Below are 22,875 nucleotides of genomic sequence, written 5' to 3'. Positions count from 1 at the left end.
ATGGCGAAAAGCTTAAGTTACGAAAAAAACGGATGTCGACAGCAGACAGATTCGATTTACGATCGTTAAAGACGGCTTGCTGCACAGATGATTGTGTATCTTTTGCCGGATGAATTTGTTAACGGTGTGCTAACATTCAATCGTCTTCATTTAACAGATTATTGATTTTTATATCATTTTGAGTTTAAATAGTTTCGGTTGAATGTTTCTATTTTTGAAACTGTTAGCAAGTGGTTTGGCCTTAGTCGCTTACGAAGGCTCCCAAAAAAACTTCTTGTTGATTGGTCTGGAATGATGCTGCCCCGGCAGGTTGTTCGGCATTTTCCTCTTTCCCTTTTCCGATATTCCCGAAGGTTGCTGTTCCCAGGCAACCTTTTTGTTTTTTGCTGAGCCCTTGAAACTTTCGCCCATGTTAAATGCGTCTTCTTAAGCCTCGGTTCCGGAAGTGGTCATCAAATTTTTCCTATATTTGTGCAATTTTTAAAAAATAGGTCAAAATAGGATTCTAATGAGCGATAAATTCCGTGAATACAAGCAATTAGATCTCTCTCAAATCAATAAGGATGTACTGAAGAGATGGGAAGAAGATGATACCTTTCATAAAAGTATTTCAACCCGGGAAGGAAACCCGACTTTTGTTTTTTATGAAGGGCCGCCATCTGCCAACGGAATGCCGGGGATTCACCACGTGATGGCCCGCGCCATTAAGGATACTTTTTGCCGCTACAAAACCATGAAAGGTTTCCGTGTTCACCGCAAAGCCGGTTGGGACACACATGGTTTGCCTGTTGAGCTGAGCGTCGAAAAATCGCTTGGCATCACCAAAGAAGATATCGGTAGCAAAATTACCGTTGAGGAATATAATGCAGCCTGCCGTCGCGAGGTGATGAAATATACCAAAGAGTGGGAACAACTGACCCGCCAAATGGGCTACTGGGTGAATATGGACGATCCGTATATCACTTACGACAATCGTTACATCGAGTCGGTTTGGTGGTTGCTGAAACAGTTGTTCGACAAAGGTTTGCTGTACAAAGGTTACACCATTCAACCTTACTCGCCTGCTGCCGGAACTGGTTTGAGCTCGCACGAGTTGAACCAGCCGGGGTGTTACCGCGATGTGAAAGACACCACCGCGGTTGCACAGTTTTCGGTAATTCGCGACGAGAAATCGGAGTTTTTGTATGAAGGGGTAGACTCACCTCTTTACTTCATGGCCTGGACAACAACACCATGGACCTTACCATCGAACACCGCGCTTTGTGTTGGACCGAAAATCACCTACGTAAAGGTGAAATCGTTCAACCCGTACACCGGCGAACCGATGACTGTGATCCTGGCAAAAGATCTGTTGGCTTCGCATTTCAACCCGAAAAATGCGGAAATTCCGTTTGACGATTACAAGCCCGGCGATAAGAAAATTCCTTACCAAGTGTTGGAAGAATATACAGGAGCCCAGCTGGCCGGTGTAAATTACCAGCAGCTAATTGATTGGGTGAAGCCTGATGGCGATGCGTTCCGCGTAATAACCGGCGATTTTGTAACCACCGAAGACGGTACCGGTATTGTGCACATTGCTCCGACTTTTGGTGCCGATGACGACCGTGTTGCCAAACAAAACGGCATTGCGCCCCTGTTGGTGATCGACAAGGATGGCAAAAAGCAGCCGCTGGTCGATAAAAGAGGCCGTTTCTATACCATTGAAGAAATGGATTCTGCATTTGTTGCATCGAATGTGAATGCCCAATCCTATGGCGAGTGGAGTGGCCGCTATGTGAAAAACGAATACGACGAAACGCTGGACGAAAGTTATTCGACGGTAGATGTTGATCTTTCGGTCATGCTGAAAAAGGATAATAAAGCATTCAAAGTTGAAAAACACGAGCACAGCTATCCGCATTGCTGGCGGACCGACAAACCGGTGTTATACTATCCGCTGGACAGTTGGTTTATCCGCACAACAGCAGTAAAGGATAAGCTAATTGCACTGAATAATACCATTAACTGGAAGCCGCAATCGACTGGTACCGGCCGTTTTGGCAACTGGTTGGAAAACCTGGTTGACTGGAACCTGAGTCGTTCGCGTTTCTGGGGAACACCGCTGCCTATATGGCGTACCGAAGATGGCGCGCAAACCAAATGCTTCGGTTCGGTGGAAGAACTGTTTGCCGAAATTGAGAAGGCTGTGGCTGCCGGTGTAATGGATAAAAACCCGTATGCGGGCTTCGAGCCCGGTCAATACGAGCCAGCCAATTACGATAAAATTGACCTGCACCGTCCGTATGTGGACGACATTGTTCTGTTGGCCGATAACGGCGAAAAAATGTTCCGCGAGCCCGACCTGATCGATGTGTGGTTCGACTCGGGAGCGATGCCTTACGCGCAAAACCATTACCCTTTCGAGAACAAAGAGAAATACCAGCCTGCTGAAGGTCGTGGGGTGTTCCCGGCCGACTTCATTGCCGAAGGTGTGGACCAGACCCGTGGTTGGTTCTTCACCCTGCATGCCATAGCGACGATGATTGATGAGTCGGTTGCTTTCCGCAACATCATCTCAAACGGTCTGGTGCTCGACAAAAACGGCAATAAAATGTCGAAACGTTTGGGGAATGCCGTCGATCCTTTCGACACGATCGAAAAGTATGGCTCCGATCCGCTGCGTTGGTACATGTTGACCAACTCGGCACCGTGGGATAACCTGAAGTTTGATGTGGGTGGTGTTGACGAAGTTCGCCGGAAATTCTTCGGTACATTATATAATACCTATAACTTCTTTGCGCTTTATGCCAATATTGATGGCTTTAGCTTTGAGGAAGACGAAATCGCGGTGGCAGAACGCCCTGAGCTCGACCGCTGGATTATCTCCTTGCTAAACTCCTTGGTTAAAGAGGTTAGTGAAAGCCTGGAAAATTATGAGCCAACCCGCGCCGGTCGGGCAATTTCGGAATTTGTAAACGAGAACCTGAGTAACTGGTTTGTGCGTTTGAGCCGCAAACGTTATTGGGGAGGCGAATACGATAAAGACAAACTTTCGGCTTACCAAACGCTGTACACTTGCCTGGTAACTGTGGCAAAATTAGCGGCACCATTGGCACCTTTCTATTCCGATCAGTTGTATACCGATTTGAATAAACTGACTGGTCTGGAGCCTGACCAAAGCGTGCACCTGGCCGAGTTTCCAACGGCCAACGACGCATTGATCGACAAAGATCTGGAGCAGAAAATGGATATTGCACAGCGTGCTTCGTCTATGATTTTGGGACTGCGCCGTAAAGAGCGACTGAAAGTGCGTCAGCCATTGGCCAAAATTATGGTGCCGGTGTTGAATGGTCGCTTCAAAGAGCAGTTCGAGGCGGTTGAGAATATCATTCTTTCCGAAGTTAACGTGAAAGAAGTGGAATACCTCACCGACACAGCAGGCATTATCAAAAAGAAAATCAAGCCAAACTTCAAGACCCTCGGGCCGAAGTATGGAAAGATTATGAAACAAATTGCAGCTTCGGTAGCGCAGTTCTCACAAACAGACATTGCCGAGCTGGAGAAAAACGAAAACTTTAGCCTGAACGTGGCCGATCAGCAGGTGGAGCTGACTCCTGCCGATGTTGAAATTACAACCGAGGATATCCCCGGCTGGCTGGTGGCAACCGAAGGGGAGCTGACCATTGCATTAGATATTAACATTAGCGATGAGTTGAAACAGGAAGGTATTGCCCGTGAGTTCATCAATAAGATTCAGAATATTCGCAAGGAAAGTGACTTTGAAGTTACCGACCGCATCAATGTGAAAATTATGAAGCATGATTTTTATAATCAGGCAGTTGAGAATTTCAAGGACTATATCGGTAGTCAAACACTTTGCGAAGAATTGCGTTTGGTCGATTCGTTGAAAGATGGAGAAGGACAGTTGGTAGAAATTGATCAGGATGTTGAAGCAGGGATTGTTGTTGAAAAAAACAGATAATTCGGCTGTTTGCTGACCATATAAAGCAGCCGGATATCAAATATATTTTTTAATTTAGGAACCGAATGAGTTGTCATTCGAATACAACTAACGAACTAAAATTTATTGGTATGACTGAGAAAACCAGATATTCGGATGCTGAGTTGGCGGAATTCAAAGATTTGATCTTGACAAAACTTGCAAAAGCACAAAAAGATTACGAATTATATAAGAATTCCATTACGCACAGCGATGGGAACGATACCCAGGATACATCGCCAACATTTAAAGTGTTGGAAGAAGGAGCTGCAACATTGTCGAAGGAGGAAGCCGGAAAGTTGGCTGCCCGACAACTCAAGTTTATTCAGCATTTGCAGGCTGCTTTAATCCGTATCGAGAATAAAACTTTTGGCATCTGCCGCGAAACCGGCAAGCTGATCTCGAAAGAGCGTTTACGCGCGGTACCTCACGCAACATTGAGTATCGAGGCGAAGAACAATCAAAAATAAGAAAGACGAAACACGATACGATTGGGAGATTTATTCTTCCAATCTTTTTTATGAATTAGAAAAATCATGTCAAAACTACAAAAGTCGGTTCTGATTATTGTTGGGGTGCTTGTGATCGACCAGCTCCTGAAATTCTGGATAAAAACCAATATGTATTTGGGAGAAGAATTCTCGGTGATCGGAAACTGGTTTCTCATTCACTTTGTTGAAAATAACGGAATGGCGTTCGGCTTCGAATTTGCCGGAGGTTACGGAAAGATCTTTCTAAGTTTGTTTCGTATAGTGGCCGTGGTCGGTATTGGCTGGTACCTGCTGAAGCTGGTCAAACGCAGCGATATACCGATGGGCTTCATTGCTTGCGTGTCGCTTATTCTGGCCGGCGCTGTCGGAAATATTATCGACAGTGCTTTTTATGGCATCATCTTTAGCGATAGCTACGGGCGCGTTGCCGAGCTTTTTCCCGATGGCGGCGGATATGCTTCCTTCCTGCACGGCAAGGTGGTCGATATGTTTTATTTTCCGCTCATATCGGGGCATTACCCAAGCTGGATCCCCGGAGTAGGAGGGCAGGAATTTTTGTTTTTCCGCCCTGTATTCAATATTGCTGACTCGGCAATTACCGTCGGGATCTTTAGCGTGATCATTTTTTACTGGCGTCTGTTTAGTAAATTGGACCAGGAGCGGTCGAAGGTTACTCCGGAATCCGGAAAAGACAACGACTAAGCTAACGAAACCGCTCGTGAAAGTTGAATTTTTGTTTGTCTTTCTAGTCCGAATGTCGTAAACTTGCAAACCGAAAAAATGACTGAGAAATACAGTCGCTGGATATTTTATTGAAAGCCTATAGCTCAGTTGATTAGAGCATCCCGATTAAAATCGGGAGAGTCGCAGGTTCAGATTATTGGTAGAAGAAACGAAGTATTAGAGATATTTCAGAGCCTATAGCTCAGTTGGTTAGAGCATCCCGATTAAAATCGGGAGAGTCGCAGGTTCAGATTATTGGTAGAAAAAACGAAGTGTTAGAGATATTTCAGAGCCTATAGCTCAGTTGATTAGAGCATCCCGATTAAAATCGGGAGAGTCGCAGGTTCAGATTATTGGTAGAAGAAACGAAGTATTAAAGATATTTCAGGGCCTATAGCTCAGTTGGTTAGAGCACCTGACTCATAATCAGGGAGTCGCTGGTTCAAGCCCAGCTGGGCCCACTTTAAAATTAAGCAGTTACATTAATTTGTAGCTGCTTTTTTATTTTCCGGGGTATCTATTGCCGCGTCGGTGTAGCGCTGCTCGTTTGTGAAGCGAGTAGTTGTCAGCTTGCGGAGCAACTAATGTCCCATTCTTTGTCCCGGAAGTACCGGAAATTAAGTTTGTTTTTTAGTAAATAGACGCTGCGCGAATCGCCATTCTCTGCGATCGTTTCAATCCCATTTCATTAAGTTGTATGAGGAATAAGAGGTAATCTGCATTGCCTTTTATTGTTGTAATTCATTGTGCCGCTGTATTGTTGTGTTTCGACTGTCAGTGTTAAGTGAAAGTGAAATTACAGATAGTTGCACGGTAAATTGATCTTAATTTCAGTTTGACTATTGCTTCTGATGATTATTTATTCGTAACTTGTATGTGCGATTAAGAGTGGAATGCAGGGCAAAATCAGAAAAATTGTGTTTTGTTAATGATTATTACAATTGATTGATAAGGGCTATGCAACCTCGAACTAAAATATACAGGCAGTCGCCGCCGGGGGCGTGTGCTGCCAGTTTATACCGTACTTGTTACAGCACGCAAGGCATTGCTATGGCTTGGCTGATAAGGCGTGTCATGTTGCCAGGCTGCAACCTGCCGAGGGCACACCGGCTATTGCCGGCGGCGGCACTTTATGCTTCTGAGTGTGCGCCGGCGGGGGAGTGGTTTATTCCTCGGGCCACGGTTGTGCAAGGCAGCCATAAGCCAAAGGCAAGTCGCGAAACTCCGCAGGCCGTAAGTCTGGCGCAGTTGCATTCAACCAGCTTCATTTTCCATCATTTTCATCAACTCCCGTATCAGGCATTTCGGGGGAGTCCTCGCATCTATATGCTTCCGGGCGCGGTAACCTAACGATTGATTTTCTGCTCCGGCTCGAAGATCACCCACTTACCATTATGGCCATTTTGGTGTGGGACGAATCAGAACAGACACTACAACTAACAACGAAAAAACCTAAACGATGAATATTGAAACAAAAATACGAACAGCCATAATCGACGATCGCGAGGATAACCTGAATGTGTTGAAGGATTTCCTGAGCTTTTTGCCCAATATCGATTTTGTTGGGGGAGCGAGCCGGTATCCAAAGTCTAAAAAGCTACTACTGGATGAAAAACCGGACCTTGTTTTTCTGGATATTGAGATGCCCGGGAGAAATGGCTTCGAACTGTTGCACGAAGTTCGTGAGCAAGGTTGTACCGACCTGAGCGTTGTTTTTTATACCGCTTACGATCAGTATATGATGCAGGCCCTGCGCGAATCGGCTTTCGACTATCTGTTAAAGCCCTTCACCATGGATGAGCTTAAAGCTGTTGTGGATCGTTATGTGAAAGAACAGGAAAAAAAGAAGACTCAAAAACAGCTTGCAGTGGTGAATACACCCAAGGGAATGCCCGAGATGATTGCCCTGCCCACCAGCACCGGGATTCATTTTGTTGATAAGAACAGTATTGTCATGTTTCAATGCGAGAAAGACGGCCCCAAAGAGAAACCAAACTGGGTCGTGCTGGAGAACGGACAGCAGCGTAACAAGCTCAGGCAGGGCGTTACAGCTCGCGATATTTTGAGCATTGTTGGCACCGAATGTTTTGTGCTGATAAACCAATCCACGATTGTTAATCTGGGTTTCCTGGCTACAATCGAGTTTAAAACCCGGAACTGTTTGCTGGTTCCGCCTTACGATTGGCTCGAGCTCTCGGTGTCGCGCTCGCAGCTATCGGAGCTTCGCAGCCGGTTCGATGTTTTTTAAGGCTAAAAAATACCGTTTGTGCGCCAATTCGAACTGCTTATCCCGCTCAGCTGCGGAATATCGTTTAGGAGCTTTTTTCGGTTTTCACGATCATCGAAAAGCCTCGTTATTTGCTTAAAAACAAACTGTAACGAGCTGTTTGATGACAACAAATTGGAAGTATAAAATTCTGTTGGTTGAGCAGAACCCAACTTTTGCACAGGCTGTTAAGGATACGCTGCAAACCTTTGCCGGTTTGTATGCTTTTGTCGGTGTTCGGTCGAAAAACGAACTGGCGGACCATGCCCGCGAGTCGGATTACGATTTGTTGATGGCCAACGTCGAGCTAATCGACTGGATACGCGACACAGGGCATCTGCAAAGCAAGTTGGTGTGCTTTTACCGGCACCAGGATTTTCTGGATAAACACAAAGCCCTCGATCAAAATTGCCTGAGTGAGTTTGTAAGCGGCCTGCAGGGCAAGCTGCAGGGCATCCCCGCCATTCAACATCTGTTAAAACCTCAAAGTGAGCCAATCTTGCCCCTTTGGACCCTTTCCGGACTCGAACTGGTAAGGGTTAGCGAGGTTGTTTCCTTTCAGCGCGACGCCCAATTTCCCGGCATAAGAAGTAGTTGGTTTGTGTGCCTGAAATCGGGCGACACCAAGCCGCTGCGGCGTAAATCCAAGGCCAAAGATATTCTTTCTTTCCTGGGAAATCAGATGTTTATCCAGGTCAACCAGTCAACCATTCTGAATTTGATGTTTGTGGAAAGTATTGATTATAAGCGCTGCTGTTGCGTGGTGAAGAAGCCTTTTCAACCCACTGCGGTTCGGCTGTCGCGGCGCCGCTTGTCGGGATTAAAGAAACGGTTCGATCGGATTTAAGCCAATACATACTCGATGATGTTCGCTTTAAGTAGAAAAAAATTAAACCAATTATCCCCTAAAAAAAACCGGATATCCTGTTTCCGCTTCCAAATATCGGGTTCAGCCCCTAAAAGCATTTTTCATCCTTTGTCAACTGCTTTTCCTTTGTATAAAATTTTGTAAACAAACTACGTATTAACCAAAATTTTAAGAAAATGAAAAAATCCTTGTTTTTCGTACCAATGTTGGCTGTCATGGTTTTGGCATCCAGTTGTATCAAAAATGATGAATCTGACAGTGTAAGACAGATTCGATTAGCGCAGGCTTCGAAGTTGGAAGCCGAAGCTAGTGCTATCACCACAACAGCGCAGGCAAAAGCTGCTGTTGATGCTGCCGAAGCAGCTTATAAGCAGGCTCAGGCCAACTCCGTGAATGCCGAGGCGGCAAAAAAAGAAGCTGAGGCTGCCGCTCAGGAAGAAGAAACCCGCCACGAAGCGGCTATGAATGCTTTGAAAGAAGAATATTGGGCTGCAAAAACAGAGGCGGCGAAAGCTGAAATTCAGCAGGAAATGGAAGAAGCTGAAGCAACACATGCTGCGAATATGGCAAAGATTGTTGCAGAGGCAGAGAAAAATGCTGCTATTGCACAAAAAGACTTGATTACCCAGCAACAGGCTTTGGAAGAGGCTCAAATGACTTATGAGGAAGTAATGGCGCGTGCTGAAATTGAACATGCCAATACCATGGCTGATATTGAAGCCAATGCTGAAGCTGAAGCTTTACAGAAAATTATCACCGGTTATAACTGGGCGTGGTATACCTGGCAATCGCAAGCTTTAACTGTGAATAGTCTGAAGCGGGATATCCTCCAATTGCAAAATCAATTAGTTAACCAACAGGTTGCTGATTCTTCATCTATTAAAAATTGGGAGTCTAGAATCCAAGATCAAGAAGATTATATTGCTGAGCTGGAGGAAGATTTAGCACATTACCAGGCTATTGCCTCAGATTATTCTGGTATTAACCAACTGATCGCCGATTACGAAGCTGAACTTGAGATCCTGACTCCTCAAAAAGCAGATCAGGAACAAGTAGTTGCTATTAAACGAGCATTGAAAGACGAAGCACAGTATGCAGAAGATAGAGCTTGGAAGGCTAAACATGATTTGGAAGTTGAGCTATATTCTCCTGAAGGCTTGTGGGATCAGATTCAATCGGCCGAGAATGACACTGTTCTCGCATACAATCAGGTTCAGTGGACAGCTTCGCAATTAGAAGTAGCGAAAGGTGATACGACACCAACCGGGGAATATACCAGTGTGGAAGCCGCAGCAAAAGTTGTTAAATTAGAAGGGGATTTGGCTTATTATGAAGCAGAATATGATGCGCAAATTGCGAACTACAACACGCTACTGGGTAAATGGGAAGAAGCTTATCCGACTTACATTTCTGCCCGTGAGGCATATAATGAAGCAGAAGAGGTTTATGATGAAGCAGATGCTGTGTACCAGATGGCTGCAAGTGAATTATATTCAATTAATGACCGGATCGACGCCGTAAATAGCTATATCAATGATTTGAACTACAGTAGCTGGGAGAACTACGATGCCAATAATATGATTTCATCTATCGAAAATTGGATAGAAGGGGCTAACCAAAACCTTGAATATTATCAGGAGAATTTAGAGGATGCAATCGCTTCGTATGAAACGAATATGCCTTATTACGAAATTGCTTACGAGCGAATTGCAACACAAATTACTATTGTTGAGACCCGTTTAGCCGGTGCAGAAACAAAACTAGAACTTTATAAAGCCGCACTTGATGACTGGAGTGAGAAACTTCAGGCAGCATTGGACGAGGAGAATTAGGATTAGTTCCCTTTTGAAGGCAGGGAAGCTTGGTCTTCCCTGCTATTTAAAGAACTGTTTTTAATCATTAAATCCTGATTCGAATGAAGAAAATTGTATTATTATTCACTTTGTTAACAGTTGGATTGACCAGCTTGCAGGCCCAGGAGACCCCTAAGATGGGCCCGCAAAAAGGAACTGTTACCGTTTCGCTGTTGTTGGGTAATGCAAGTACCTACAACACGGGCGAGTGGTTTCAGCTTCCGGCAGCAGGCCAGGAATCCTACACTGTTTATTCGCCTATGGTGAATGGCTACCCAACCAACAACTCGCTGATCAATATGATTGGTGCGGAAGGGAAATGGTTCTTCGCCGACAGCTGGGCTGTGCGCCTGAGTGGTGCCGCCTTGCTAAGCAGCTCCCCTTCGTACGAAGGCATTGCCGGAGTTGACGGTTCCTCTACAATTACAACGATACCGACTTATAACGATGTTCCTGCCCGCGAAGTTTCGGAGGTGATCATCAATGCCGGTGCCGATAAGTATTTTGCAACCCCTAACGAACATTTGTTTTGGTATGTTGCTCCCGTTCTGAATTTTCACTACGCCCGGAAAACAGGTTACGAAGTTTCCGGCGCCGATCCGACTTACGATCCCGGAACAACTCGTTACTCCGAAGCCTGGGGCCTGGGCCTCTCGGCTATTGCCGGAGTAGAGTATTACACCAGCACCGGAATCTTCTTTGGTTTTGAGTTACAGGGCGGAAGTTATATGTACACAAAAAATACCTTACTGCCTCAGGAAGGCCTGGAAACTTTAAGTGCGGACAACCACAACTTTTCGTTTCTCTCGTCTCCCACCGTGAAAATTGGGTTTAAGTTTTAAATCGGCTTTTTAGGTATTCTTTACAGCAAGAAGGCTATTCCGGATCATGGGATAGCCTTTTTTGGTGAAAGTTCCTTCTGCTTTTACCTGAGATCTAATGTACCCACCCTGGCCTCGCGAGGGAGGGAAATTCCGACTTTGTCGGAATGGGAGGGTCAATCTAATTCAAAAGAATCCACTTTCATCGTTGTTGGTGATTCCCTCCGAATCATCTGGGCTTTTCTGAAAGTCCCTTCGGGCGATGTGCCTGCCTGCGCTAGGCTGTTTTTCCAACCGCATCGGGGATGCCTTGAAAGCGGTTCAGCTTGACGCTGAAGCGAAGGCTCACTTTGTAGCAAACCTGTGCTGGTGGAAATTGCCCCACGTCCGGACTGTCTTGTTCATTCTTCTCTTGCTCAATTCGGAGCTTTTGTCCTACCGGACGGGTTTTCATCTTTCAGCAATGGCTTTAGCCATTATATTTGGGTAGCACGCAAGGCAACACGAAGATTCTCCCGTCCCGTATGGGACGGAATTTTCCCGGTCGTCGTTCAGCTACCCAAATTGCATCCCTTCGGGATTGCAGGGAGCTTTTCGTTTGATTTCGGCCTCGAAAAAACCAGGCCAACCGGTTCCCAACCTTTTGGCATTAATCGAACGTCATTCCTAATCGTTGATGGTGTTTTTTGCAATCTACCTGTAGCTTCGGGGTTCTCCCCGCTCTGCCCGCAGAGAGGGGACAGAATTGAATCGATCCGTTCGGATTGGTTCAATTCAGGGGAGAGTAAAAGGGCGTTTGTGTTTTCTGTGAAAGTCTTACCAACCAAAGGTGCTAAGGCGCCATGCCAATAACTGGTTTTGATTAGATGTGGAATGACAACCCGACAACTTGTGACAACCACGACAACGGGAAATCCGAAGCACGTATGTACACAAAGCAGATTCTCCCGTCCCGTACGGGACGGAATTTCGCACTGTCGCCGTTAAGCTACCCAAATTGCATCCCTCCGGGATTACAGGGAGCTTTTCGGTTGATTTCGGCCTCGAAAAAACCAGGCCAACCGGTTCCCAACCTTTTGGCATTAATCGAACGTCATTCCTAATCGTTGATGGTGTTTTTTGCAATCTACCTGTAGCTTCGGGGTTCTCCCCGCTCTGCCCGCAGAGAGGGGACAGAATTGAATCGATCCGTTCGGATTGGTTCAATTCAGGGGAGAGTAAAAGGGCGTTTGTGTTTTCTGTGAAAGTCTTACCAACCAAAGGTGCTAAGGCGCCATGCCAATAACTGGTTTTGATTAGATGTGGAATGACAACCCGACAACTTGTGACAACCACGACAACGGGAAATCCGAAGCACGTATGTACACAAAGCAGATTCTCCCGTCCCGTACGGGACGGAATTTCGCACTGTCGCCGTTCAGCTACCCAAATTGCATCCCTCCGGGATTACAGGGAGCTTTTCGGTTGATTTCGGCCTCTTAAGAAACATCACTCTGTTTCTTTTCTTTATAGCATTTTCGAATGTGAACACTCGAAAAAACCAGGCCAACCGGTTCCCAACCTTTTGGCATTGTTCGTTTACTGTCAATTCCAGTTTGTTTTGATTTCTCCCCGCTCTGCTCGCAGAGAGGGGACAGAATTGAATCGATTCGTTCGGATTGATTTAATTCAGGGGAGAGTAAAGAGGGCGTTTGTGTTTTTTGTAAACATCCCTTCGGGCGATGTGCCTGGCTGCGCTAGGCTGGTTTTCCAACCGCATCGGGGATGCCTTGAGATGTGGAACGATAACCCGACAACTTGCGACAACCACGACAACGGGAATCCACGACAACCCGACAACTTTGGAAAAATACGACAACAGCATGCCCGAAAACCTTTAACTTCCATTGCCGGTTCTGATTCCCCGGAATCATGTCGGTTTGTCGATGACTGCTAAGCCATGGGAATGGTGAAGCTGAAGGTACTGCCTTGGCCAGGCTTGCTGCTAAGCCGGATGTAACCACCGTGTTTTTCAACAAATTCTTTTACCAGGATTAATCCCAGGCCGGTGCCCTTTTCGCCGGCGGTGCCCGGGGTGCTGCTGTTTGTGTCGAATGCAAACAGAGCTGCTTGCTGTTCAGGGCTCATTCCCACGCCCCGGTCGGTGATGGCGATCTCTGCAAACTGGCCGTTGGGCTGACACATCAGGCTAATCAGGCCGTTTTCATTCGAAAACTTAATGGCGTTCGAGAGCAGGTTGCGCAGAATGGTTTTCAGCATATCCGGATCGGCCAGTACCCGGCAGTTCTCCGGGGTCTGAACATCAAAAGCCAGGTTCTTCTGCTGGATGGATGATTCGAATAACTCCCGGCTTTCGCTAATAATGTCGGCAAGCACCAGCTCGCGGGCTTCGAATCGGATGCGCTGTTGCTGTGAGCGCGACCAGTCGAGCAGGTTATTGAGCAGGTTGAAAGCCTCCGTCAGGCTTTGTCGAAAAAGGCCCGCATAGTGGCTTACCACGGTGTAGTTTTTCTGGTTCATCTCTTCAAGCAAAAATTCGCTTAGGCCCAGCGACGTGCCAATGGGGTTTCTTAAATCGTGGGCGATTATCGAGAACAGCCGGTCTTTGGTTTGCACTGCTTCGTGCAAGGCGGCATTTTTCTTCCGGATCTTCCGGTTAACGAGGTAGACTGAGCTGGCAATCAGCACCACAATTAGGACGGCACTTAGCGCAGCCATTCGTGTTATGCGGTGTTGTTTTAGCTGTAGTTTGTTGATGGCATTGGTCTGTTCCAGCTCGGCAATTTGCTCGTTTTTGGCGTCCAGCGCATAAATTGGCTGCAATTGTTCCAGTTTAATATTTACCGCACCGGAAAGCAGCTCGTTCTGAACATCGATTTGTTTTTGTTGCGCTTCAAAGGCCTTGGGTAGGTTTTTCATCTTCAGGTAGGTTTCCGACAGTTTTGCGTAAATGTCGAGTTGCACTTTCTTCTGGTTCGTTTTCAATGCCAGTTCCAGTCCCTCGTGCAGGCTGCTAAGTCCTTGCTGTTGTTTTCCCTGCGCCAGATCGCACAATCCCAGGTATTCGTGAATACGGGTGAGGCTCAGTCGGTCGGCAATCTCCTGTTTCATGCTTAATGCTTTGCTCAGGTAATTACGGGCGGCAACATAATCGCCCCGGGCGTATTCAATCCGTCCAAAATTCAGGTAGGCGTTTGAAATGCCGTATTTCGACTGGTTTTCGGAGAAGATGCGCAGTGCGTGGTCGATCGCCGCAGAGGCCTGGTTCAGATCTCCCGAAGCTAAATCGAGCAGCCCCAGTTGTTCGTAACAGATGGCTAAGCCGCTTTTGTCGCCATTGGAGGCCGCAACCTGCCGGTAGATTTCCAGCGATTCGTTAAAATATTCCCGGGCTTTGGTGCGAAGTTTCAAATCGGCGTAAATTCGCCCCAGCATATAAGCTGCCCAGGCGTTGCCTTCAACAAAGTTGGCTTTCTCGTAATTCAACTTCGATTTGATGATGTATTCAATGGCCCGGTCGTACAATCCGTTTACCCGGTATATATTAGCCATCATGGAATAGCCGGAGCCTACCAGCCTGAAATTTTGCGCTAGCCGGTTGTAATGCAGTGCCTGATTATAGGATTCGAGCGCTTCAATGGCCATTCCTTTATTGTACAGAATTAGCCCCATGTGGTGAAGGAGCTCTCCCTTGTGGCGGTTGGAGCCGGTGCTGTTGGCCAGCACAAGTGCCGAGTCGTAATAGGCTTCGGCCAGTCCCATCTGTTCGTGAACTTGGTTGGTGCGGCCCAGTACAAAAAGAGCGCGTGTTTCCAGTTCTTTGTTGCCGGCTTTGCGGGCCTCTTTTAGTGCCTGTCGCGACAGGTTCAGCGCGCGATCTTTTTCAATGGGTGAAAGTTCCAGGGCCAGCTGAAGTTGGGTTCCAAGGCGCTCACTCCCTTTTTGGCTGGCCAGAGCCAAGGCCAGGCTGTCGGTAAGCTGGTGGTGAGCCAATTCAGCGGCGGCTGTTGTGGCTAAAAGGAACAAACAAATGAAGACTGAAAACAACTTTCGGTTTTTGAATGCTATCATAAACACGCACTTTTAGTTTGTGGAGGTCCGAAAAGGGATTAAAGCTGCAGATCTTCGTGCCCGGAGTTTACGGGTTTCGCCGCAATGGCCGTAGCACTGATGATCGCCTGGACGGTCATTGGCTGGTTATGGGCCGCTGTTTCCCGTATGAGTATGAATGAATGGCCGTCCTCCACGGATTGCAAGATACATTTTTACGCTTTTATTTTTTACTTCCTGTCCTAAAATTGTCGAGCCTGGATGAGTTGAAACGTGGTAATTAAAGCGGATTGGCGCGGGTGGGGCGCCACAGGCCGATCAGAAAGCCGGGGACTTGTTTGGGCGATCTTCGAATGTTTGCGAACACATTTGAGCTCAAATTTGCTGGAAAGGATTTGCGCTTTGGTTATCTTGCGCCTTCGAAATCAAGTTGGATCCAATTTTTGCACATCATGATGAAACATTTGTTGTTATTTATAGCCTTCACACTTGCTGTTGCAGCAAGCCGGGCCGGGACAGTCGTGTCGCCCAACGGAGACTTTCAGCTTTCCTTTTCGCTGAACGGAAAAGGGACGCCTGTTTACGAACTTCGTTATAAGGGCAAAACACTGATTGGCGAAAGTGCGATGGGGGTCGACATTCATGCCGGTTATAATTTGAAGCAAAACTTTGAATTGGTTGCCCAGCAAACCGACTCGAAAGACGAGCTCTGGCAGCCGGTGATGGGCGAGCAAAAGGAAATACGTAACCATTATAACGAGTATTTGGTGCAGCTGAAGCAGGATAGTACCGGCTTTCGGATGGATATCCGTTTTCGGTTGTTCGACGATGGGTTGGGTTTCCGCTACGAATTTCCGGTGCAGCCGATCTTGCGTCATTTCATCATTAAAAAAGAGTACACGCAATTCAAGTTGGGTGAGGATTACAAAGCCTTCTGGATGCCGGGCGACTTCGACTCGAATGAGTACCCGACCAACACATCAAAATTGTCGGAGATTCGGGGCATGATGGACCAGGCGAAGAACGAAGGCTTGGCTTGTCAATCGTTTGCCGACGGTTTGGCTGTGCAAACGCCGCTGATGCTGAAATCGCCCGAGGGTGTTTATGTGAACATTCACGAAGCGGCGCTGGTCAACTACCCGGCGATGGTGCTGAATGTCGACGATAAGGACTTTGTGCTGTCGGCCCAGCTGGCCCCCGATTACGAGGGCAACAAAGCCTATTTGCAAACCGGCTCGGTTTCGCCCTGGCGTACCATTGTGGCCAGCGACGATGCCCGCGATATACTGGCTTCAAACTTAATTTTGAACCTGAACGAGCCCTGCATTTACAGCGATACCTCGTGGATTAAGCCCTGCAAGTACATCGGCGTTTGGTGGGAATATTTCACGGGCGGCGGCTCAACCTGGGCCTACACCGACGAGCTGAATATCCGCATTGGCCAAACCGATTACACGAAATTGAAACCCAACGGCCATCACGGAGCAAATACAGAGCATGTGAAGGAATACATCGACTTTGCCGCGGCCAATGGGTTCGATGCCGTTTTGGTTGAAGGCTGGAACGAAGGCTGGGAAGATAACTGGGCGTATATGAAGGAGCACATTTACAGTTTCACCAAAGCGTATCCCGATTTTGACGTGGAGGAATTGCACCGCTACGCCGCTGCGAAAGGGGTGAAAATTATTATGCACCACGAAACAACCTCGTCGGTGCTTGACTACGAGCGCCAGATGAACGATGCCTTTCAGTTTATGGTTGACCATGGCTACTCGGCCGTGAAGACCGGTTATGTGGGGAAAATCATCCCTCGTGGCGAGCATCACGACGGCCAATGGATGGTAAACCATTACCTGAACGTGGTGAAAACCGCAGCCGACTATAAAATTATGGTGAACTCGCACGAAGCGGTGCGTCCCACCGGGCTTCACCGCACTTACCCGAACTGGATTGCCCAGGAATCGGCGCGCGGCACCGAGTTCGAATCTTTTAACGGCAACCGCCCCGACCACACCACCATTTTGCCATTTACCCGACTGATGGGTGGCCCAATGGACTACACGCCCGGGATTTTTGAAGGCGATTTATCGGTGTACGGCAACAACAAAGCGAAGTTGAGCACAACGCTGACCAAACAGCTGGCCTTGTACGTAACGATGTATAGCCCGCTGCAGATGGCGGCCGACCTGATTGAGAATTACCGAAAATACCCCGATGCTTTCCGGTTTATTAAAGAGGTGGAGGTGGACTGGGACGAAACACACATTCTGGAAGCCGAGCCGGGCGATTATATAACCATTGCCCGCAAAGCCAAAGGCAAGGATGCCTGGTTTGTGGGTGGCATTACCGACGAAAATGCCCGCGAGGCGAAGGTCGATTTCAGCTTCCTGCCCAAAGGCAGAAAATATCGGGCAACAATCTACGCGGATGCTAAGGATGCCGATTATCAGACCAATCCGAAAGCGTATACCATTCGCACGGTGAAGGTGAACAGCAAAACGGTGCTGAAACAAAGACTGGCCCGTAGCGGTGGTTTTGCCATTAGCCTGTTTCCGGCAGACTAAAAACAGCTTTCGGCCTCGTTGTTTGGTATAAAATTTGAATGTGTGAGGATCGATTTTTAAAAACAGGTGGATTTTCAAACGATTTCAATCCCTTAGAAAATCCTTTAAAAGACGAAACAGCTTCACAACATGAAAAAGAACCTTTTACTGCTCGTTGCCTTGTTGCTTACCACCAGTGTGTTTGCCCAAAAAGTTGAATTGAACCAGTTTCGCGTGGGCTTTGCCAGTGTTTACGACACGGGCATGAACAACCCGGGTTACGCGCTGAACGGCATTTACGCCGTGGACGAGCATTGGGAAACGGAAATTGCCTTCACCCATATTTTCAAGAAGAAAAAGCGGGGTAACAACGTGCTCGACTTTAATGCCCGCTATGTTTTTATGCATCCTGCCGACGAGTGGAGCGTTTACGCCTTGGGCGGCATGGGCTTCAACTTTCTGCGTGTCACCGACGATGGCGACGACTTTTACACCGATACGCGCTTGGGGCTAAACCTGGGGCTGGGGGCGAACTATACCATTGACGACAAGCTTAGCCTGGCACCGCAGCTTTGTTACACCATCAGCGAAAACTCCTATTACCGCATTGGCGTGGGGATTCAATATCATTTTTAGATTTCTTCCCGGATAGAAATTGAAACCTTCATGATTCCCGAGGGAATCAGCAACTGGGAGGAAAGTGTAGTCGTTTTCGACCAGGCTGTTGTCTCAAGTTATCGGGTTGTCGTGGTTCTCAGAAGTTATCGGGTTGTCATTCTAAAACGCCATCAACAAAAAAGAAGGTGTTCCGATCAATGCCAAAAGGTTGGGAACCGGTTGGCCTGGTTTTATCGAGTGTTCACATTCGAAAATGCTATAAAGAAAAGAAACAGCGTGATGTTTCTTAAGAGGCCGAAACCAAACGAAAAGCTCCCTGCAATCCCGTAGGGATGCAATTTGGGTAGCTGAACGACGACAGTGGGAAATTCCGTCCCGTACGGGACGGGAGAATCTTCGTGTTGCCTTGCGTGCTACCCAAATATAATGGCTAAAGCCATTGCTGAAAGATGAAAACCCGTCCGGTAGGACAAAAGCTCTTTTTTTGATCAAAGGTAGAAGTTAAAAAGGGCAGATTCTGAAATGACTTTCTGATAGCCTGTTGTCGGGTTGTCGTTCCACATCTAATCAAAACCAGTTATTGGCATGGCGCCTTAGCACCTCTGCGGAGTATGACTTTCAGAAAAAACATACATGATTCCGAGGAATCACCAACAGGGATGAAAGTGGTGGAAGACAGCAGAAGGTATTTAAGAGAAGACGGAAGCTCGCTCGGAGCGGGACCGGCCTACTTTTTATCGATGGTGAGAGGCGAACCGGAAGCTTAGTGAATCCGGGAAGCTCCGCCGACAGAAGGAGATCACCCGGCTGAACTTAGCTTTCGGAAGGCGATACCTGAAGATAAAAATAAGCCTTGCGTTTTCTGTTTCGTCTTTGGGGCAAGCCAAAGATGAAAACCCGTCCGGTAGGACAAAAGCTCCGAATTGAGCAAGAGAAGAAAGAACAAGACAGCTCGGGCTTGGGGCAATTTCCACCACCAACAGGTTTGCTACAAAGTGAGCCTTTGCTTCAGCTTCAAGCTGAATCGCAATTCAAGGCATCCCCGATGCGGTTGGAAACCCGGCCTACCGCAGGCAGGCGCATCACCCGAAGAGGCTTTCACAAAAAAAGGAGAAAGCTGGTTTGGCTTTCTCCCTTGCAATTCAATGTTGATTGATATCTGTTAAAATTACGATTGTTTCATGTGCACATCCACTTGCGGGAACGGGATGGTGACGCCGCCCTGGTCGAGGGCAATTTTGCCTTGTTCGTACACATCGAAATAAACGGCCCAGTAGTTGGCCGGTTCGGTGTAGGGGCGAACAGCCAGGTTTACCGAACTGTCGGCTAGCTCCTTCACCCCGACAAAAGGAGCAGGCTCTTTCATGACCAGCGGGTGTTCGTTCATCACCTTCATTAAAATTTCTTTGGCTCGTTTGATGTTCGATTCGTAGGAGATCCCGAAAGTCATGTCGACGCGGATTTTCCCTTCGGTAACAAAATTGGTGATGTCGCCGTTGGAGATGGCTCCGTTGGGGATGATGATCGTCTTATTTTCGGGCGACAGCAGGATGGTCACAAAAATGTGAATCTCTTTAACAACCCCCAGATGCCCTTGTGCTTTAATCAGGTCGCCAACCTGGTAGGGCTTAAAGATGAGGATCATAACTCCGCCGGCGAAGTTAGCCAGGGTGCCTTGCAGGGCTAAGCCAACGGCCAGGCCGGCAGCACCAAGTACTGCAATGAACGAAGTGGTTTGAATGCCCACCATGCCGGCCACACTGATCAGCAAGAGGGCTTTCAGGCCGAGGTTGGCTAAGCTCGATACAAAGCCGATGAGCGATACATTTACACTTTTCGACGTCATCAGCTTGCGGATCATTCGGGTAAAGCGGTTGATGATCCAAATGCCGACAATTAAGACAATGATTGCCAAAAGCAGTTTGGGTCCGTACACCAGGATTAGTTCCAGCGCTTTGTCGATGAGGTTTTGATAATTTTCCATATTGTGTGGTTTGTGTTGATGAATGATACTGAAAAAGTTACGCTAATATTTGCAAGTTCGCAAATCGGCCGTGTTAAATTGCGAAATGGTTCAGGTCGTTAGGGGGACGAAATTGTTGCACAACAATGGACTGCTCATGCCATGGGGATGAAAATGTTGCACAACAATTGGCCGCTCACGCCATGGGGATGAAATTGTTGCACAACAATTGGCCGCTCACGGCATGGGGACGAAATTGTTGCACAACAATTGGCTGCTCACGGCATGGGGACGAAATTGTTGCACAACAATGGACTGCTCATGCCATGGGGATGAAAATGTTGCACAACAATTGGCCGCTCACGCCATGGGGATGAAATTGTTGCACAACAATTGGCCGCTCACGGCATGGGGACGAAATTGTTGCACAACAATTGGCTGCTCACGGCATGGGGATGAAATTGTTGCACAACAATTGGCTGCTCATGCCATGGGGATGAAAATGTTGCACAACAATTGGCGGCTCACGGCATGGGGATGAAATTGTTGCACAACAATTGGCTGCTCACGCCATGGGGACGAAAATGTTGCACAACAATGGACTGCTCACGCCATGAGCACGAAAAAAACACCTCTGAATTGCGTCCCCACGTCATGGGGACGCAAAAAAGAGTTCTGAATTTCGTCCCCATGCCATGAGGATGAAAAAAAGACTTCTGAATTACGTCCCCACGTCATGAGGACGCAAAAAAGAGTTCTGAATTGCGTCCCCACGCCATGAGCACCGTCTACGATACCAATTGTTTTTCAATTTGAACGCTGAAAGGTGAAAAGCAAACCGGAAAGCTCCCGGCAATCCCGTAGGGATGCAATTTGGGTAGCTTAACGACGACAGTGGAAAATTCCGTCCCGTATGGGACGGGACAATCTTCGTGTTGCCTTGCGTGCTACCCAAATATAATGGCTAAAGCCATTGCTGAAAGATGAAAACCCGTCCGGTAGGACAAAGGATCCGGATTGAGCAAGAGAAGGAATCGAAAAAGCAGTCGGGTATGGAACTACGCTCATCAGCATCAGTTTTCTACGAAATGAGCCGTGGCTCCTTCTTCAAGCTCAATCGCTATTCAAAGCATCACCCAAAGAGACTTTTACAAAAAATAGACATGATTCCGGCGAATCACCAACAGGAATGAAAGTGGTGAGAAGACGGAAGCTCGCTCGGAGCGGGACCGGCCTACTTTTTATCGATGGTGAGAGGCGAACCGGAAGCTTAGTGAATCCGGGAAGTTCCGATCCGGCAGCTGCCGGAAAGGAAATCACCCGGCTGAACTTAGCTTTCGGAAGCTGACACCTGAAGATAAAAATAAGCCTTGCGTTTTCTGTTTCGTCTTTGGGGCAAGCCAAAGATGAAAACCCGTCCGGTAGGACAAAAGATGCGAATTGAGCAAGAGAAGAATGAACAAAACAGTCCGGACTTGGGGCAATTTCCACCAGCACAGGTTTGCTACAAAGTGAGCCTTCGCTTTAGCTTCGAGCTGAACCGCTTTCAAGTTATCCCCGATGCGGTTGGAAACCGGGCCTACCGCAGGCAGGCGCATCACCCAAAGCGATTTTCACAAAAAAGGGGAAAGCCATTCGACCTTCCCCTTTTTTGTGAAATACCGTATTTCGTTTCCAATTATCGAACCGCAGGCACACCGGTTTTGGTGCGCGCCACTTTTAGTATTTTGCCGTTGGCATCGTAGTTCAGGCTATCCACGCAAACGCTGCGGCGGAACGGGCCACCGGTGGGCGTGTCGGCGTTGTGGTAGAAAATATAATCCTGGCCTTTAAAGCTGATGATGGCCTGGTGGTTGGTTGGCGAATTAGCGATGGTGTCGTTAATCACGCCTTGGTATTCCCAGGGGCCGGTAATGCTTTTCGAGCTTGAATATTCGGTCGTCGAGGGGTAATGAGCCGCGTACGAGAAATAGTAGGTGTCGCCCTTTTTGTGAATCCACGGCGCTTCGAAGAAGTTTTTCGCGTCTACGGTTTGCACCGGGCCATCGGTTTCAATCATGTTCTCCTTCAGCTTCACATAGCGGGCTTCGTTCCACGATCCCCAATACATGTACACCTGTCCGTCGTCATCAACATAAACCGCCGGGTCGATATTCAGCACAATGGCATTTTGTGTGGTGTCGCAAATAATTGGGCCGCCCAAAGCGTCTTTGTAGGGGCCCAGCGGATGGTCGGCCACAGCCACGCCAATACCAAAACCTTCGTGGGTGATGGCGGTGGTGTCCTTCAACACCATGGGCACGTACCACCAAAATTTACCGTGGTTTTCCACAACATGTCCGGCAAAAGCATTGTGCGAGGCCCAGTCGAAATCGTCAACAGTCAGTTTTACACCCTGGTTTGTCCAGTGTGCCATGTCGGGGCTCGAAAAAGCATACCATTTGGTCATTCGGAACCCATCCTCTCCCGGAGGAATTTCGTCGGAGCCGGTAAACAGGTACATCGTGTCGTTATACACCAAGGCGCAAGGGTCGGCCGTCAGCGGATCCTGAAATAAGGGGTTTCCACTAAATTCCGGTTTTGGCGACTGGCAGGCAGCCAGCGCTAAAACAGCTGCCGCGGCAAATAGCCGACTTTGTTTTCTCAGATCAATCATGGTTCAATTTGTTTCGTGTTTTGTGCATGTTTAGCCACGGTACG

At 47.7% G+C, this 22,875-nt stretch carries 13 protein-coding genes and 1 tRNA gene; 10 read left to right on the top strand and 4 right to left on the bottom strand.

The features are described from left to right. Positions 1-508 precede the first annotated feature (508 nt). The 8 genes from ileS to C8N47_RS01440 all read left to right on the top strand — a co-directional run bounded on the left by ileS (position 509) and on the right by C8N47_RS01440 (position 11,022). Positions 509-3,961: an isoleucine--tRNA ligase gene (gene ileS / locus C8N47_RS01480; protein WP_107820736.1), complete on the top strand. Its 3,453-nt coding sequence runs from the start codon at positions 509-511 to the stop codon at positions 3,959-3,961. Positions 3,962-4,071: 110 nt separating this feature from the next. After that, complete coding sequence (locus tag C8N47_RS01475) at positions 4,072-4,449, top strand: TraR/DksA family transcriptional regulator (protein ID WP_107820735.1); 378 nt, start codon at positions 4,072-4,074, stop codon at positions 4,447-4,449. A gap of 66 nt (positions 4,450-4,515) precedes the next feature. Next, complete coding sequence (locus C8N47_RS01470) at positions 4,516-5,172, top strand: lipoprotein signal peptidase (RefSeq protein WP_107820734.1); 657 nt, start codon at positions 4,516-4,518, stop codon at positions 5,170-5,172. Between the two features lie 408 nt (positions 5,173-5,580). Continuing rightward, positions 5,581-5,654 (top strand) — tRNA-Ile (locus C8N47_RS01465). A 998-nt stretch (positions 5,655-6,652) separates the two neighbouring features. Beyond that, positions 6,653-7,441 (top strand): LytR/AlgR family response regulator transcription factor, encoded by a 789-nt coding sequence (locus C8N47_RS01455; protein WP_107820732.1) that lies wholly within the window; start codon positions 6,653-6,655, stop codon positions 7,439-7,441. A 142-nt stretch (positions 7,442-7,583) separates the two neighbouring features. Beyond that, positions 7,584-8,306, top strand: a complete 723-nt coding sequence (locus C8N47_RS01450) for a LytTR family DNA-binding domain-containing protein (RefSeq protein ID WP_107820731.1) — start codon at positions 7,584-7,586, stop codon at positions 8,304-8,306. Between the two features lie 197 nt (positions 8,307-8,503). Continuing rightward, entirely contained in the window at positions 8,504-10,159 is a 1,656-nt protein-coding gene (locus C8N47_RS01445; RefSeq protein WP_146161404.1) for a hypothetical protein, read from the top strand. An 83-nt stretch (positions 10,160-10,242) separates the two neighbouring features. Further along, positions 10,243-11,022, top strand: coding sequence for a BT1926 family outer membrane beta-barrel protein (locus tag C8N47_RS01440; protein ID WP_107820729.1), 780 nt, complete (start codon positions 10,243-10,245; stop codon positions 11,020-11,022). 256 nt (positions 11,023-11,278) lie between these two features. Here C8N47_RS01440 and C8N47_RS18735 read toward each other — a convergent pair whose 3' ends face one another. Together C8N47_RS18735 and C8N47_RS01430 are read right to left on the bottom strand one after the other, a co-directional pair. Further along, positions 11,279-11,455, bottom strand: coding sequence for a hypothetical protein (locus C8N47_RS18735; protein WP_170111254.1), 177 nt, complete (start codon positions 11,453-11,455; stop codon positions 11,279-11,281). A 1,478-nt stretch (positions 11,456-12,933) separates the two neighbouring features. Then, the gene (locus C8N47_RS01430; protein ID WP_107820727.1) at positions 12,934-15,072 is read right to left on the bottom strand and encodes an ATP-binding protein; all 2,139 of its coding nucleotides are present in this window, start codon (positions 15,070-15,072) and stop codon (positions 12,934-12,936) included. A 431-nt stretch (positions 15,073-15,503) separates the two neighbouring features. Here C8N47_RS01430 and C8N47_RS01425 point away from each other — a divergent pair, with 431 nt between their 5' ends. Then, positions 15,504-17,615, top strand: a complete 2,112-nt coding sequence (locus C8N47_RS01425) for a glycoside hydrolase family 97 protein (protein ID WP_245915648.1) — start codon at positions 15,504-15,506, stop codon at positions 17,613-17,615. Positions 17,616-17,744: 129 nt separating this feature from the next. After that, positions 17,745-18,230: an outer membrane beta-barrel protein gene (locus tag C8N47_RS01420; protein WP_107820726.1), complete on the top strand. Its 486-nt coding sequence runs from the start codon at positions 17,745-17,747 to the stop codon at positions 18,228-18,230. A gap of 1,150 nt (positions 18,231-19,380) precedes the next feature. On the opposite strand, the gene C8N47_RS01405 is transcribed toward C8N47_RS01420, so the two are convergent. Beyond that, positions 19,381-20,196: a mechanosensitive ion channel family protein gene (locus C8N47_RS01405; protein ID WP_107820723.1), complete on the bottom strand. Its 816-nt coding sequence runs from the start codon at positions 20,194-20,196 to the stop codon at positions 19,381-19,383. A gap of 1,657 nt (positions 20,197-21,853) precedes the next feature. Next, positions 21,854-22,831, bottom strand: a complete 978-nt coding sequence (locus C8N47_RS01390) for a glycoside hydrolase family 43 protein (RefSeq protein ID WP_107820720.1) — start codon at positions 22,829-22,831, stop codon at positions 21,854-21,856. Between the last annotated feature and the right edge of the window lie 44 nt (positions 22,832-22,875).

The sequence above is a fragment of the Mangrovibacterium marinum genome (assembly GCF_003046625.1).
Lineage (GTDB): Bacteria > Bacteroidota > Bacteroidia > Bacteroidales > Prolixibacteraceae > Mangrovibacterium > Mangrovibacterium marinum.
This window is presented reverse-complemented; position numbering and strand designations above follow the sequence as displayed.